Source organism: Niallia sp. 03133 (assembly GCF_052663225.1).
In genome coordinates this window covers 57,310-72,459 of the sequence record NZ_JBQTCY010000009.1, presented here as the reverse complement: position 1 = coordinate 72,459, position 15,150 = coordinate 57,310, and the positions used below count along the sequence as shown (strand labels likewise).

14 protein-coding genes are annotated in these 15,150 nt (G+C 34.4%); 13 read left to right on the top strand and 1 reads right to left on the bottom strand.

The window, feature by feature from the left end; genetic code table 11:
- Positions 1 to 38 precede the first annotated feature (38 nt).
- Positions 39 to 1,028, top strand: coding sequence for a Gfo/Idh/MocA family protein (locus ACTYBU_RS13910; protein ID WP_445490646.1), 990 nt, complete (start codon positions 39 to 41; stop codon positions 1,026 to 1,028).
- Between the two features lie 141 nt (positions 1,029 to 1,169).
- Positions 1,170 to 2,069: an ROK family protein gene (locus ACTYBU_RS13905; RefSeq protein ID WP_445490870.1), complete on the top strand. Its 900-nt coding sequence runs from the start codon at positions 1,170 to 1,172 to the stop codon at positions 2,067 to 2,069.
- Between the two features lie 38 nt (positions 2,070 to 2,107).
- Here the strand turns inward: ACTYBU_RS13905 and ACTYBU_RS13900 are convergent, their stop codons facing one another.
- Complete coding sequence (locus ACTYBU_RS13900; RefSeq protein ID WP_445490645.1) at positions 2,108 to 2,578, bottom strand: GNAT family N-acetyltransferase; 471 nt, start codon at positions 2,576 to 2,578, stop codon at positions 2,108 to 2,110.
- A gap of 183 nt (positions 2,579 to 2,761) precedes the next feature.
- On the opposite strand from ACTYBU_RS13900, the gene ACTYBU_RS13895 reads away from it, so the two are divergent.
- The 11 genes from ACTYBU_RS13895 (at position 2,762) to ACTYBU_RS13845 (ending at position 14,131) form a co-directional block, all read left to right on the top strand.
- The gene (locus tag ACTYBU_RS13895; RefSeq protein ID WP_445490643.1) at positions 2,762 to 3,454 is read left to right on the top strand and encodes a winged helix-turn-helix domain-containing protein; all 693 of its coding nucleotides are present in this window, start codon (positions 2,762 to 2,764) and stop codon (positions 3,452 to 3,454) included.
- On the top strand, positions 3,444 to 4,850 hold the full coding sequence (locus ACTYBU_RS13890; protein ID WP_445490641.1) for an ATP-binding protein: 1,407 nt from the start codon (positions 3,444 to 3,446) through the stop codon (positions 4,848 to 4,850). Before ACTYBU_RS13895 ends, ACTYBU_RS13890 begins: the two co-directional genes overlap by 11 nt.
- Positions 4,851 to 5,171: 321 nt before the next feature.
- The gene (locus ACTYBU_RS13885) at positions 5,172 to 6,704 is read left to right on the top strand and encodes a S1C family serine protease (protein WP_445490640.1); all 1,533 of its coding nucleotides are present in this window, start codon (positions 5,172 to 5,174) and stop codon (positions 6,702 to 6,704) included.
- A 177-nt stretch (positions 6,705 to 6,881) separates the two neighbouring features.
- On the top strand, positions 6,882 to 7,760 hold the full coding sequence (locus ACTYBU_RS13880; RefSeq protein WP_445490639.1) for a foldase protein PrsA: 879 nt from the start codon (positions 6,882 to 6,884) through the stop codon (positions 7,758 to 7,760).
- Between the two features lie 238 nt (positions 7,761 to 7,998).
- Positions 7,999 to 8,715: a hypothetical protein gene (locus tag ACTYBU_RS13875; protein WP_445490637.1), complete on the top strand. Its 717-nt coding sequence runs from the start codon at positions 7,999 to 8,001 to the stop codon at positions 8,713 to 8,715.
- A 426-nt stretch (positions 8,716 to 9,141) separates the two neighbouring features.
- The gene (locus tag ACTYBU_RS13870; protein ID WP_445490635.1) at positions 9,142 to 9,378 is read left to right on the top strand and encodes a hypothetical protein; all 237 of its coding nucleotides are present in this window, start codon (positions 9,142 to 9,144) and stop codon (positions 9,376 to 9,378) included.
- 218 nt (positions 9,379 to 9,596) lie between these two features.
- The gene (locus tag ACTYBU_RS13865; protein ID WP_445490633.1) at positions 9,597 to 10,139 is read left to right on the top strand and encodes a helix-turn-helix domain-containing protein; all 543 of its coding nucleotides are present in this window, start codon (positions 9,597 to 9,599) and stop codon (positions 10,137 to 10,139) included.
- A gap of 225 nt (positions 10,140 to 10,364) precedes the next feature.
- Positions 10,365 to 11,468 carry an ABC transporter ATP-binding protein gene (locus ACTYBU_RS13860; RefSeq protein WP_445490631.1) on the top strand — a complete coding sequence of 368 codons (1,104 nt, stop codon included), beginning with the start codon at positions 10,365 to 10,367 and terminating at the stop codon, positions 11,466 to 11,468.
- On the top strand, positions 11,446 to 12,261 hold the full coding sequence (locus tag ACTYBU_RS13855) for an ABC transporter permease (protein WP_445490869.1): 816 nt from the start codon (positions 11,446 to 11,448) through the stop codon (positions 12,259 to 12,261). Before ACTYBU_RS13860 ends, ACTYBU_RS13855 begins: the two co-directional genes overlap by 23 nt.
- Positions 12,258 to 13,061, top strand: coding sequence for an ABC transporter permease (locus ACTYBU_RS13850; protein ID WP_445490629.1), 804 nt, complete (start codon positions 12,258 to 12,260; stop codon positions 13,059 to 13,061). The genes ACTYBU_RS13855 and ACTYBU_RS13850 overlap by 4 nt, the downstream gene beginning before the upstream one ends.
- On the top strand, positions 13,058 to 14,131 hold the full coding sequence (locus ACTYBU_RS13845) for an ABC transporter substrate-binding protein (RefSeq protein WP_445490627.1): 1,074 nt from the start codon (positions 13,058 to 13,060) through the stop codon (positions 14,129 to 14,131). The genes ACTYBU_RS13850 and ACTYBU_RS13845 overlap by 4 nt, the downstream gene beginning before the upstream one ends.
- Positions 14,132 to 15,150 lie beyond the last annotated feature (1,019 nt).

Here is a 15,150-nt window from a genome sequence, read left to right as displayed (position 1 = left end):
AGTAGAATATAGTAAAAAACAAGAGGGAGGAATGGAGCATGACAGTTCGATTCGGGATTATAGGAACAAACTGGATAACAGAGACATTTATCCAGGCTGCAAAACAAATAGAAGATTTTTCCTTAACAGCAGTGTATTCTAGATCAAAGGAAAAGGGAGATAGTTTTGCTGAAAAACATGGTGCTGCATATGTGTTTACTGATTTAAATGAAATGGCAAAAAGCAACTGTCTCGATGCTGTTTATATAGCGAGCCCTAATGCATTGCATGCAGAGCAGTCTATTGTTTTTTTAAAGAATAAAAAGCATGTGCTATGTGAGAAAGCGATTGCATCTAATGTGAAAGAGCTGCAGGAAATGATTTCTACAGCAAAAGAAAATAATGTTTTATTAATGGAAGCACTCAAAACAACGTTGCTGCCAAATTTTCGAGTTGTGCAAAAGAATATACATAAAATTGGAAAGGTACGCCGGGCTTTTGCAAGCTATTGTCAATACTCTTCTCGTTATGATGCATATAAAGAGGGCAATATTTTAAATGCGTTTAAACCAGAACTTTCAAATGGCTCTTTAATGGATATTGGTGTTTATTGTGTGTATCCGATGGTTGTATTATTTGGAAAACCATTATCGGTAAAGGCTTCAAGCTATTTGTTGGAAACAGGTGTCGATGGGGAAGGAAGCATCATTATGACTTATAAAGATATGGATGTTATTATTATGTATTCTAAAATCACGAATTCGTATATTCCTTCTGAAATCCAAGGAGAAGAAGGCAATATTTTATTCGATCAAATGAATACGCCAAAAAAGGTGGACATCTATTATCGAAACGGAGACAAGGAAGACATTACGCAGCCACAAAAAGAGGAAGCAATGTATTATGAAGCAAAGGAATTTGTGGAACGAATTAAAGCTGGTCAAACAGAATCTCCAGTAAATTCCTATGAAGTATCGTTGGCAGTTATGGAAATATTGGAGGAAGCAAGAAAGCAGACAGGAGTGGTCTTTCCAGCTGATCATAACTAATTAGAATAGCCATCCATCCAAATATTTTAGAGGTGGAAAACTGAAAAAGTTGCTATACATTTTAAAAAAAAGTCAGTATAGTGGAGTTAGAGTGGAATGTAAGCGTTATTCTGAGTTGCGTGGAGAAAAGGAGAGGGAATGATGACTTTATTAGGAGCAATTGAGGCTGGCGGAACAAAATTTATTTGCGCGGTTGGACATGCAAATGGAGAGATAAAAGAAAGAATTTCTATTCCAACAACTACCCCTGAGGAAACAATGCCGGATGTATTAGCATTTTTTCAAAAACATCAAGTAGAAGCAATTGGAATTGGATCGTTTGGACCTATTGATGTAGATAAAAAAAGTAAAACGTATGGGAATATAACCACCACTCCAAAATTACCTTGGAAAGACTATCCACTTTTAGAGGAAGTAAGAAAAACTTTTTCTATTCCAGTTGGATTCAACACAGATGTTAATGCTGCGGCACTTGGAGAGGCGATATTAGGGGCAGCAAAGGGATTGGATAGCTGCCTGTATATAACAATAGGAACCGGCATTGGTGCTGGAGCATATATACAAGGGGAACTGCTGCAAGGTCTGACACATCCAGAGATGGGTCATATTCTTGTAAGGCGGCATCCTCAAGATACGTATAAAGGCAGATGCCCATATCATGGAGATTGTTTAGAAGGCTTGGCATCAGGTCCGGCTATTGAGGCACGCTGGGGAACAAGTGCAAAAAATCTAAGCGATAAAGAAGAGGTTTGGGATATGGAAGGATATTATATTGCACAGGCTCTTATGCAGTATATTTTGATTTTATCTCCTAAAAAAATCATTTTAGGCGGCGGTGTGATGAACCAATCTCAAGTATTTACTTCTATTCATAAATATTTAGGCGACTTTTTAAATGGCTATCTTGTATTCCCAGAATTATCTTCTGAGATGGAGGACTACATCGTTAAACCAGGACTTGGTGATCACGCTGGAATTACTGGGGCTCTCCTGTTAGCTGAAAGAGCATTAGATGAAAGCAAAAAGTATATGATGAAATAATTACAGATTCAACTATATGAATTAAAAGTAGAGACTGTCTAGAAGGCAGTCTCTTTTATTATTCTTTCAAGCTTAACAAGCTGTAAGCCTTTATCCACTTCAAAGCTTTGTTTTATCGTAAATCCCAATTTGTTATATAAACGCAGTGCTGGTGTATTTTTAGCAGCTGTACATACGGTTATATAATTTGCATTCTTTAGGAAAAGATGAAGAAGCAATTTGGTCGCTAAGCCTTGGCCAAATAAAGAAGGATGAACAACAAGTCGGCAGATTTCTATCGAATCAGCCGTTTTCAGATAAGAAATAACGGCAGCCAGACGATTTGTGCTGTATATCCCTAAAAATGTTTCTTCGCTAGATTGTATATGTAAATAATCTTCTTTTAGAGGAGGAATATTTTCGTAGTCAATAATTTTCGATTCTACTTTATAAGCAGCTGTTTGTACTGCTAAAATTTCCTTTGCTATTTTCAATTCTTTATGATCTAACCAGGTTACCATCACTTTCATGTTCCTTTCTTATGAGTATATTCTAGTATACTTCAATTATGAAAGAGATAAGAACAAAAAATCGAATTTATGAACAAATTATTTCCTAACCATTAACGTTGAATTAAATATAGGGAAATCGGATTGCGAAAAAAATAAAATATCGGTTTAATGGAAATAAAAAGGAAAAGAAGAGGTGCAACTATGAAAGTGCTGGTGATAGAGGATAATGAAAGTGTTTGCTCCATGCTCGATATGTTTTTTGAAAAAGAAAACTTTTCAGGAAAATTTATTCATAATGGATTGGAAGGATATCAGCATTTTTTAATAAATGAATATGATTTAATTATACTTGACTGGATGTTGCCTGGAATGGATGGTATAACAGTATGCAGGAAAATAAGAGAAGTAAATAAAGAAATCCCTATTATCATGCTAACGGCAAAAGATTCAGAGTCTGATCAAGTGCTTGGACTGGAAATGGGAGCAGATGATTATGTAACAAAACCTTTTAGTCCATTGGCATTAACTGCTAGAATGAAGGCAGTAGCAAGAAGGTTTCATAAAACAGATGAAGATGAATCGCAAGAAACAAGTGTTGTGACAGTGAAAAAAGAAACGAGAGAAGTATTTATTTTAAATAAGCGAATTCCTAATTTAACACCAAAAGAATTTGATCTCTTAACCTTCTTTGTACAGCACCCAAAACAAGTATTTTCAAGAGAACAAATTTTAGAGCAAGTATGGGGGTTCCAGTTTTATGGAGATGACAGGACAGTAGATGTCCATATTAAAAGGCTAAGAAGAAAAATTGGCCGAGATAACCAGCCATTTTTCCATACAATATGGGGAGTGGGCTACAAATTTGATGAAACGGTGGTTTTTAATGAGGATTAAATATATTTATCAGCAATTGATCAGTCACATAAGCGTAATTATTGTTGCTTTCTTAGTAGTTAGTTTTGTATTTACTCATTTTGTTGAACAATTGGTATTAGAAATAAAAGGACAAGAGCTACTTGAATATGGTGTCAATATATTATCAGACTTGCAAGAAAATCCATCTCCTGCCGAGTATCAATCTACGCTTATAAAATATAATGATGTTTTAGGAAGCAGAGGAATCGGTTTTGGGATGTTCGATACTCAACGAAATCGGTTGTATGCGGTAGGAGGGAACTTTTCTATTACAAACGATGAGTGGAATAAAATAAAAAACGGAAAAGGAAAAATAATTAAAGGGAGTACATGGCGTGGAAATCAAGAGGTTACACTTGTTGCAATTCCTTATTCGGTAAATGGGCAAGTTGCTGGAGTCATCTCCCTTACTGCACCATTAAGCGACTCTAAACAAATGATTAATAAAATCAATGAATACTTGGTATATACGGTGTTTTTCGCTTTTGCTGTAGCACTATTATTAAGTATTTTATTATCACGCATCCATGTTAAAAGGCTGAAAAAATTACAGGAGGCAACAAGCCTTGTTGCGATTGGAGATTATAATGTTAATGTTCCTTCCTCCAATTTTGATGAAATAGGGGAATTGGCGAATGATTTTAACAGCATGGTTGGAAAATTGCGAGAATCAAAAGAAGCAATCGATGCTTTAGAGAATAGAAGAAGACAATTTATGTCGGATGTATCCCATGAAATGCGGACACCTTTAACAACTATAAGTGGTGTAATAGAGGGCTTAAATAATAATATGATTCCGGAACAGGAAAAGGGAAAAGGTCTTACATTAGTAAGCCAGGAAACAAAACGACTGATTCGGTTAGTAAATGAAAATTTGGATTATGATAAAATCCGGTCGAATCAAATTGTACTAATGAAAGAAAGGATACAGCTTCAAGAGGTTTTAGAAATTATTCAGGAGCAGTTATTTACACAAGCAGAAGAAAAAAAGGTGGAAATTGAAGTTGTTGTTGCGGAGGAAGTGATGATTTATGCAGATTATGATCGCTTAATCCAAATTATAATGAATATCACCAAAAACAGCATCCAGTTTACCGAAAATGGTCTGATATGGCTTCGCGGCAGGATGGAAGACAACAACACCATTATTGAAATCGAGGATACAGGAATTGGGATTGAGGCAAAAGAAATAGAGAATATATGGAAAAGGTTTTATAAAGCAGATATATCCAGAACGAATACACCTTATGGCGAATTTGGGTTGGGTTTATCTATTGTGAAGCAATTAGTGCAATTCCATAAAGGCAGCATAACGGTTGAAAGTGAAAAAGGACAAGGAACAAAATTCACTATTAAAATTCCATTAAATGAATAGTCAGCCTGAAGTTGGTGCAAATGATACTTATCTATACTATGACTCTGTTTCTTTTTAGGAAACAGAGTTTTTGTATAAGTATCACAGTTGATATAGGGAAAAAGTTTCAGCTCTGCGTCTCGGTTTATTCTTGATTATTTCTAGTTCTTTTCAAAATTTGTTAATAATTTATTCACATATAATGGTTAAGATGTATCTATAAGATAGCAGCAAATAAGGTTTTTAATAGATTTTTGCTGATTCAATAAATGAGCATCTTCCAAAGTAGATATAAGCGGGAAGGTGAATGGGAAAGAGATATAAATAAAGGAGGCAATTGAAATGAATGATTTTGATAAAAGAAAAGATCATACAGCAGAGGAAGAACAGGATATAGACAGAAAAGCGGAGGAGGCATTAAATCATCTCAATGTGGCAGGAGATGAAAATAAACAAAAAGAAGAGACTGCTGCTTCAAGCAAACAGGATAATGCTGAACTAACTGCTTCCAATAAAAATTTAGATACTAAGAGTGCTGAATCAGGGACAAGGGAAGAACCAGAAGCAGCTGAACAAGAAAAGCCGCAAGATAGATTAGAAGAAGAAAATACAGGAAACCTGATTGCTGCTTCCATGGAAGAACCGACAGCACAGCGTTCAAATATACAAAAATCAGGCGGGAAATCAAAAGTAAAAGGGTTTATTTCCCTATTGGCAGCAGGGATTGTAGGATCGGCGTTAACGGTTTTTACAATTCCGTATTCTGATTTATACCAAGACAAGTATGAAAAGGTTGAGCAGCAAGTGGAGGATTTAACAAAAAAAGTAGAAAACAGCAATTCTAGTAACATTACAGCTCAAACCACTACTGCTGCAGCTTCCTCTTCTGGGAATTCCTCTTCTATCGCAGATATGGTACAAGCATCATCAAAAGCAATTGTTGGAATAGTGAATTTACAGAAACAGCAAACAAACCAGTTTAACCAAAGCTCCCAAGATGATGTGCAAAGCGGCTCTGGTTCAGGAATCATCTTTAAAAAGGAAGGCCAATATGCATATATTGTAACAAATAATCATGTCATTGAAGGGGCTAATAGTTTAGAAATATCGCTCTATAACGGCGATAAAACAGAAGGTAAATTAATTGGTGCGGATGCTCTTACGGATTTAGCGGTAGTTAGAATTGATGCAAAATATGCAACAGACACGATTGATTTTGGCGATTCTTCTACACTAAGACCTGGAGACCAAGTTTGGGCCATAGGAAATCCCCTTGGACTCGACCTATCTAGAACGGTTACACAAGGAATTGTCAGTGCTGTAAATAGAAGTATAACCGTTAATACTTCTGCAGGAGATTGGGCATTTAACGTTATTCAAACAGATGCAGCAATTAATCCTGGAAACAGCGGCGGAGCATTAATCAATGCAGCCGGCAAGGTTGTTGGCATAAACAGCCTGAAAATTTCAGAAGATGGAGTAGAAGGATTAGGATTTGCCATTCCAAGCAATGACTTGATACCTATAGTGAATGAAATTATCGAAAAAGGAAAAGTGGAACGCCCATATATTGGAGTTGGATTAGCAAGCTTGGAAGAAGTGCCGCGCATGTATTTAGAAGATCTCCCGAATAAAGTAACAAAAGGAGTAATGGTTACGAATATTGACTCTAATTCTGCAGCTGCTAAAGCAGGATTAGAAGTGCAGGATGTTATTGTTTCAATTGATGGTACAAAGTTAGAAGGATCATCTGATTTAAGAAAATATTTATATACAAAGGTTAAAGTTGGAGATAAAGTTAAACTAGAAATATATCGTAATGGCAAGCTTAAAACGGTAGAATTGACCTTAACGAGCAATACAAATGCGAATTAATAGTGCTTGAGAACCAGATGGATCTACTCCGTCTGGTTCATATGATGAAATAAAAGAATATGTTAATAATTTGGACATAATTTTATGTTAACATTTTGTGTATGTCTTCGTTCAATAGAATGGTATAGGCATCTATTGATAGGAACAAATAAAAAGGGAAAATAGAAAGGATAGAACATGATAAAGAAAAAGAAAGTGTTTTTGCCAATTCTAGGGATCGTATTAATTGCTTTAATTGCAGGTTCTGTATTATTAGTGAAAAAAGAAAATACAGCAGCAACTGTTAATGGAGAGAAAATAACAAAAGATGAATTAAATGAAGCATTAAATAAACAATATGGTTCAAATATTCTTGATTCGCTTATTGCGGATAAAATTGTAGATTTAGAAGCAGAAAAAGAAAAAATTAAAATAACGGAAAAAGAGAAAAAAGAGGAAATGAATACATTAATTGCTTCATATGGTGGAGAAGATGCATTTAATTCAGCATTAAAATCAAATAGTGCTTCCAAATCGGATATTGAGAATCAAATGGAACGTTATTTGAAGATAAAAAAATTGTTGGCGCCAAAGATTAAAATTACGGACGATGAAATTAAATCTTATTTTGATGAAAATAAAGCTAATTATGCACAAGCTGAGCAAGTAGAAGCGAGTCATATTTTAGTAAAAGATGAAAAAACAGCGCATGAAATAAAGAAAAAATTAGATGATGGAGCAGACTTTGCCGACTTAGCAAAAGAATATTCTACGGATACAGGATCAAAAGCAAATGGCGGAGAACTTGGCTATTTTGGAAAAGGAGAAATGGCACCTGAATTTGAAGAAGCAGCCTTCTCCATGAAAGTAAATGCAATAAGCAACCCAGTAAAAACAGATTACGGCTATCATATTATTAAAGTTACTGGTCATAAAGATGCAAAAGATGCCAAGCTGGAAGATCATAAAGAGGAAATAAAAGAGGCATTGTTAGAACAAAAGCTGCAAACAGAATACAGCACATGGCTGGAACAGAAAAAGTCAGATTATAAAATTAAAAACTATATTAAAAATTAATTGGTTGTAAGTGTAAGTATACGGGAGAGGCTATTCTAATATGGGATAGCCTCTTTGTTTAGGAGATATTGACATGTGGTTAATAACCATATTATTGGTACAGAAACGGTATCTCTCCCTTTAATAGAAAGGTCGTATCTTAAAATTATTTGTTTGCCAGGATGAGAAAACTACATATTTAGTTAAATATAGGAAAAGATAAATAGAAGAAAAAATATTTTAAAGGAGGAAAAGGAGAATGAAGCATCTACTCATTCTTTTACTATGCACAATAGGACTTATGCTGCCAAATCATGAAGGAATGGTGCAAGCAGCACTAACATCTCCAACTATTGACGAGAATGCAAAGGAAGAAGATCAAGCTTTTTTAAAGCAAATGGCTGAGAGTCTTGGCATCAAAACGGAAGGAAAAGAATATGCAAAAATAAAAAAAGAAATTCATGAAGTTTTAATTAAAAAAGAAGCAGAGAAATTAGGCATTAAAACAGAAGGAAAAGATATAAAACAAATAGCAATGGAAGTCCATGAAAAAAATATAAAACAAGAAGCAAAAAAATTAGGAATTAACACGGAGAATAAAGATTTACGAGTGCTGATGAAGGAAGTCTTCGAAGCGAAAATTCAACAAAAAGCAAAAGAGTTAGGCATTGATACAAAGGGAAAAGATATGAATCAGCTTGGAAAAGAGGTTCGAGTAAAAATCATTTATACAGAAGCTAAAAAAATCAACATAAAGACAGAGGGGAAAGAACTTGGGGAAATTGCAGAAGAAGTTAGAGAAAAACAAATAATGACCGCAGCAGAGAAGCTTGGATTAGATACAAAAAATAAAACTGCAAAAGAGCTGTTAAAAGAAATGATGGTAAAATACCCTGATGAAGTGAAAAAATTAAAACTTCTGTCATTCTATGAAAGAGTCGGAATGCATGGGCATGCGAAGTTTAAGCATGAATAGATAGAAGCAGAAAAAGTAATCACTTATAGTGGTTATTTTTTTATTGTTATTGAGATAATTTGATCAATCTATTTGTTGAAAATTACATAGGATATTTTATCCATTTAAATAAGTCTTTTCTATTAAGAATCAGCATAGAAAATCTAAGGTTTTTTACCTAGGAATGAATTGTTCTTTCGTTGTTCTCTCAAACCTAATATCTATTTTTGTGAAAAAAAGTCATAAATGAATGTATTTTTTTTCAAGGATTAGTATGCTTATTTTAAAGGGCTTTAATTAGCAGAATATTGTCCTTCTTTTTTCCTTATCCTTTTTTCGTAGTTAGTCATATTTTAGAGGGAAATTTGGAAAAGGACATATATAAAACAAAAAACTTTAGAAGTACATTTAATAGCAAACAGGGAGATTGTATAGGAGGAATACATATTGAAACAAAATTCCAAGCTGCGAATTACAGAAAAAGATAATAATATATACAAAGCTTTATGTGATTTGTACAAGGAAAGAGGCCAGAGTGCAGGTATTGGTCCAACTGAAATTGGTTTAAAGGTTGGAAGAGATCCTTACGATGCATCTGCATATTGTAATGCATCATTAAAAAAGCTTATGCACTTTAACAAAATTGAAAAAATAGATAGTGGTAAATATAAACCAATACTATAGTCAAAGAACGGCTAAACGAAAAGCTGGGATAATACTTATCCTGGCTTTTTTATTATTTTTATCCCACCAGATAAAAAACGATAAATTATTTTGAAATAGGATTGCGGCTTGATTAAACTATTGTATAATAAACAATAAATAGTAAACATTATGTTTAATAATACTAAACATCCGAAGCTTAAAGTTTACTATTTCTAAACAAAAAAGTGGGTAATGATATGGAAATTGGAAAAAAAATAAAAAATCTACGTTTGAAAAAAGGACTAACACAAGAAGAATTAGGAGAAAGAACCGATTTAAGCAAAGGATATATTTCTCAATTGGAAAGAGAGTTAAGCTCTCCATCTATTGAAACTTTTTTTGATATTTTAAAAGTGTTAGGGTGTTCACCAAAACAATTTTTTGATGAGGAAGAACGACAACAAAAAGTGGTATATACAGAAGAAGATGTGACAAATTTTTATGAAGAGGAACGGGGCTATCATATAAAATGGCTCGTCCCTGAATCAAATGAAAAAGAAATGGAACCGATTAGGTTAAGTTTATTAAAGAAAGGAGAATTTAAAAAATTTGAACCGTCCCTTTCAGAGACTTTTGTGTTCATTATAGAAGGAAAGGTGCTATTAAAGCTGGGTAAACAAGAATACATAGCAAAAAAAGGGCAATCGATCTACTATCATGCAACAGAGGAGCACCAGTTGTTTAACATGGCAGAGGGAAAATCGGAGCTGCTGCTTGTAGCAACAGAATCCTACCTTTAAGGAAAAGAATACAGACTGCCAGCTACGTTTGTGCGACCTTTATTATATAGAAAGCTCCTACATATGAGGCTGCGAATGAAACATATTCGTTAGGTTTTCTTTTATCCCACTCTTAACGGGCAGTAAGACCCCCACCACTGATGGAAAGGTTCACTTTATAATTTTGTAGTAACAATAGAATAGAAGTTTTGGCTGCATTAATCGTTCTAAAAAAGGAGGAAAACGATGTCGGAACCACCAATTATTCGATTTGAAAATGTGAAAAAGGTATATGATCCTCATACAACAGTACTTGATAATATAAGTTTTGAAATGGAAAGAGGAAAATTTTATACACTCCTTGGTCCCTCAGGATGTGGAAAAACAACGGTTTTAAGATTGATTGCAGGATTTATGGAGCCGACATATGGAAATATTTATTTTCAGAATAAGGTCATTAATAAAGTTCCCGCCAATAAGAGGCTAGTAAACACCGTATTTCAAGATTATGCACTTTTCCCTCATTTAAATGTGTTTGAAAATGTTGCTTTTGGGCTGCGCATAAAGAAATGGAAAAGGCATTTAATAGAGAAGAAAGTGAAAGAAGCATTGCGTTTTGTAAACTTAGAAGGTTATGAAAATAGAGAAATTAGTGAAATGTCGGGAGGGCAAAGACAGCGTGTTGCAATAGCTAGGGCGATTGTCAACGAGCCGGAAGTAATTCTTTTAGATGAACCGCTGTCTGCTTTAGATTTAAAGCTGCGGACAGAGATGCAGTATGAATTAAGAGAATTGCAGCAGAGGCTTGGCATTACCTTTATTTTTGTTACACATGATCAAGAAGAAGCGTTAGCCATGTCTGATGAAATTTTTGTGTTAAACAAAGGAAGAGTGGAACAAAGCGGTACACCTACAGATATTTATGATGAACCAATCAACCGTTTTGTTGCAGATTTTATAGGAGAATCCAATATTGTGTCTGCCAGAATGAAAAGAGATTTTGTTGTTGAATTTGGCAGTAAAACATATGACTGTGTCGATCAAGGATTTGATGTAAATGAACGGGTGGAAGTAGTTATTCGACCAGAAGATTTAGTGATAACTACGATTGAGAAGGGAAAGTTAAAGGTAAAGGTTGATTCCCAGTTATTTAGGGGAGTTCATTATGAAATTTGCGGCTATGATGAGGCTGGCAATGAATGGCTTGTACACTCCACAAAAAAGGCGGTTGTTGGAGAGGAAATTGGTTTGCATTTTGAATCGGAAGCAATTCATGTTATGAGAATCGGAGAATCGGAAGAAGAATTTGATCGGCGTCTTGAAGCATATGGTGCTGCAAATGAAAAATAACGCCAAATGGTATACTATTCCTTATTACTTGTGGATCATTCTTTTTGTTATAGCACCTGTTGCTCTAATTGTGTATTATTCCTTCTATAATATTGAAGGAGCATTTTCTTTTGCTAATTACCAAAAATTCTTTACACCTGTTTATCTTAAAATGACGATAAGTTCTTTTGGGTACGCGTTTTTAATTACGTTTTTTTCACTTATCATTGCCTACCCCACAGCCTATTTATTAACTAAAACAAAGCATAAGCAGTTGTGGCTCTTATTAATTATTCTGCCTTCATGGATTAATTTATTATTAAAGGCATATGCCTTTTTAGGTATTTTTAGCACATATGGAGCAGCTAATGAACTTCTGCAATTTATTGGTATTGGGAAACAGCAGTTATTATTTACTGATTTTAGTTTTTTATTTGTGAGTGTCTATATATTTATTCCCTTTATGATTTTGCCGATTTTTAATGCTTTAGAGAAATTGAACCCGAGCTTGCTCGATGCATCGAAGGACTTAGGAGCCTCTTCTTGGATTAGTTTTAAACGAGTCATTTTTCCATTAACCATTAATGGAGTCAAATCAGGCTGTCAAGCTGTATTTATTCCGGCGTTGTCTTTATTTATGATAACAAGGCTGATTGCAGGAAATCGCGTTATTACACTTGGAACAGCAATTGAACAGCATTTTTTAATTACACAGGATTGGGGAATGGGTTCTACGATTGCTGTATTTTTAATTATTAGTATGATTATTATTATGGTTCTTACCGGAAGCAGAAGGAAGGGAGTTGAAAAATGAAAAAATTTTCTGGTTTCTCTGTTTTCTATTTAGCAATTGTATTTGCCATTTTATATGCTCCCATTTTTTATCTTATTTATTATTCTTTTAACAGCGGTGGGAACATGCATCACTTTGAAAACTTTACCTTTAAATGGTATAAAGAACTTTTTCATGATACAAGATTGCTGATTATTGTACTGAATACAATCATTATTGCCCTGTTATCTGCTGCGATCTCTACTGTCATTGGCGTATTTGGTGCGATCAGCATTTCCATGTTTCAGAAAAAGCAAATAAGAAATTCTATTCTTTCTTTAAATAATGTGCTGATTGTTAGTCCAGATGTCATTATTGGAGCATCCTTTCTTATCTTTTTTACAATCTTAGGGATAAAATTAGGATTTTTATCTGTTTTATTATCTCATATTGCATTCTGTATCCCGATTGTAGTAATTATGGTTTTGCCCAAACTGCAGGAAATGAGCCCGAGCTTGATTGATGCGGCTTTAGATCTGGGGGCAGGTTGGAGAGAGGTTCTTGCAAAAGTGATTTTTCCATATATTTCATCAGGAATTTATGCTGGTTTTTTTATGGCATTAACATATTCTTTAGATGATTTTGCTGTAACATTTTTTGTGACCGGAAATGGATTTACGACATTATCTGTAGAAATTTACTCATTGGCAAGAAGAGGCATCGCCTTAAATATCAATGCCCTATCTGCACTTTTATTTTTGTTGACACTGCTTCTTGTAATCGGTTATTACATGATTATTCAACGAGCAAATAAAAGAACTGCCATGGGGGTGAAAAAATGAAATCTTTATCCCGAGGATTAATCATTATTTTAGTATTATCTGTTGTTCTTTTGCTTATTGTACAGAAATTAAATGCCACAACAGGCTATACAAGTGGCAATGCATTAACTGTTTACAATTGGGGCGACTATATTGATGCAGATTTAATTGAAAAATTTGAAAAAGAAACGGGAATTAAAGTTGTTTATGAGACGTTTGACTCCAATGAAGCAATGATGACAAAGATTCAACAAGGTGGAACGAATTATGATATTGCTATTCCATCTGAATATATGATTGATAAAATGAAAGAGGAAGATTTATTAATTCCAATTGACCACACAAAAATTCCAAACCTAAAAAATATAGATAGCCGCTTTTTAAATTTATCCTTTGATCCAGGCAATACATACTCCATCCCTTATTTTTGGGGAACGGTTGGCATTGTATATAATCCGAAAATGCTGAATGGAAAAAAAATCACCTCTTGGGAGGATTTATGGGATAAAGATTTAAAAAGTGAGATATTGTTGATTGATGGGGCAAGAGAAATAATAGGCATGAGTTTAAACAGCCTTCACTATTCTCTTAATGATAAAAATCATCAGCACTTAAGACAGGCAAAGGAGAAATTAGATAGGTTGACTCCGAATATAAAGGCAATTGTAGGAGATGAAATTCGTATGCTGATAGAAAATAGAGAAGCTGCAATAGGTGTATTATGGTCAGGCATGGCCGCAGAAATTATGTGGGAAAATGAAGATGTACAATATGTTGTTCCGAAAGAAGGATCCAATCTCTGGTTTGATAACATGGTAATCCCAAAAACAGCTAAAAATATAGAGGGTGCACATAAGTTTATCAACTTTATGCTAGAAGCTAAAAATGCCGCCCAAAATACAGAGTATGTAGGTTATTCTACACCAAATAAAGCTGCAATGAAGTATTTGCCAAAAGAAATTACGGAAGATAAGCGATTTTATTTAGATGAAAAAATGACATCTAAGTTAGAAGTATACGAAAACCTTGGACAAAAATCACTTGCTGAATATAACGATCTTTTCTTGGAGTTTAAAATGCATCGAAAATAAGAAAAGCGCAAGCGCCCTGGCTCATCGACAGAATAAGCTGGACTGAATCGAGTGAGATAAAGGAAACACGAAGAACGTAGTGATTCGATGTTGACTTATCGTAGACGAGGTGAGGGAAGCGTTGAAGTCGATAGGGTGCTGGAGCTAGACACTTGTCAGACTTCAGAAAACTTATACTTTCTTACTCTTTAACAATAGGCTGATCTAGAGGATGTTTTATCCCCAGATCAGTTTTTTTATTGTATAGGAAATTATAAACGAGATAGAGTTGTGGATAACTTAGCAGTTTGGTCCGCGTCCAGCTCCAGCGCCTATCGCCTATCAAACTTCAGGTCATCTCCCTACGATAAGTCAACATCGATTCGCTATCGCTCATCGTGTTTCCTTTATCTCAGTCGAAGCCTTTCCAGTTTGTACGGCGATGATCAAGGCGCTTGCGCTTTTGTTCTTTGAGAGACTGTTTTTTTGGTTGTTAATATCCACTTTAAGCTGCAGTATCTGTCTCTTTAAGAAGAATGAGCTCGTATTTAAACAGTTGAATGCATATGCTAAAGTACTCATTCTAGCTTCTTTCGGTAAACTGGTTCTGTGTCCCTGCGGGAAATTACAGTAGGATGACAATTGTTAAATGTAAACGGAGAGATAAAAAGGGTTTACATTGTGAATGCACCGGGATTAAAGTGTGATATTTTTATCAAAAAAGATCTTAACAAATGTAGAACAATTAATATTATTTTGGTGTTTACTAGAAAAAAATGATGATTATTGACCTAGTTAATATGGATTAATAAAACGATATCTTCTATTTTCATTACTTTTGAATGAGTTGACGTGTGTCCATTATCACAGTAACCTTGTGGTGACATCAATTTGTTATTTATTTGAACAGTTGGTGTTTTAAGAAAGATTTATATGGGTATGAAAAAGTAATCTATAAATGGCCATTTATATGAATGATTACGAATTTTACTTGAATTGGATTCTGCTTATTAGAACCGGTTCCGCAATTAATAAAATTT

Excerpts from the sequence above, each read along its gene's own strand:
- ACTYBU_RS13910 (WP_445490646.1), top strand. The coding sequence starts at position 39 with ATGACAGTTCGATTCGGGATTATAGGAACAAACTGGATAACAGAGACA.
- ACTYBU_RS13905 (WP_445490870.1), top strand. The coding sequence starts at position 1,170 with ATGACTTTATTAGGAGCAATTGAGGCTGGCGGAACAAAATTTATTTGC.
- ACTYBU_RS13900 (WP_445490645.1), bottom strand. The coding sequence starts at position 2,578 with ATGAAAGTGATGGTAACCTGGTTAGATCATAAAGAATTGAAAATAGCA.
- ACTYBU_RS13895 (WP_445490643.1), top strand. The coding sequence starts at position 2,762 with ATGAAAGTGCTGGTGATAGAGGATAATGAAAGTGTTTGCTCCATGCTC.
- ACTYBU_RS13890 (WP_445490641.1), top strand. The coding sequence starts at position 3,444 with ATGAGGATTAAATATATTTATCAGCAATTGATCAGTCACATAAGCGTA.
- ACTYBU_RS13885 (WP_445490640.1), top strand. The coding sequence starts at position 5,172 with ATGAATGATTTTGATAAAAGAAAAGATCATACAGCAGAGGAAGAACAG.
- ACTYBU_RS13880 (WP_445490639.1), top strand. The coding sequence starts at position 6,882 with ATGATAAAGAAAAAGAAAGTGTTTTTGCCAATTCTAGGGATCGTATTA.
- ACTYBU_RS13875 (WP_445490637.1), top strand. The coding sequence starts at position 7,999 with ATGAAGCATCTACTCATTCTTTTACTATGCACAATAGGACTTATGCTG.
- ACTYBU_RS13865 (WP_445490633.1), top strand. The coding sequence starts at position 9,597 with ATGGAAATTGGAAAAAAAATAAAAAATCTACGTTTGAAAAAAGGACTA.
- ACTYBU_RS13860 (WP_445490631.1), top strand. The coding sequence starts at position 10,365 with ATGTCGGAACCACCAATTATTCGATTTGAAAATGTGAAAAAGGTATAT.
- ACTYBU_RS13855 (WP_445490869.1), top strand. The coding sequence starts at position 11,446 with ATGGTGCTGCAAATGAAAAATAACGCCAAATGGTATACTATTCCTTAT.
- ACTYBU_RS13850 (WP_445490629.1), top strand. The coding sequence starts at position 12,258 with ATGAAAAAATTTTCTGGTTTCTCTGTTTTCTATTTAGCAATTGTATTT.
- ACTYBU_RS13845 (WP_445490627.1), top strand. The coding sequence starts at position 13,058 with ATGAAATCTTTATCCCGAGGATTAATCATTATTTTAGTATTATCTGTT.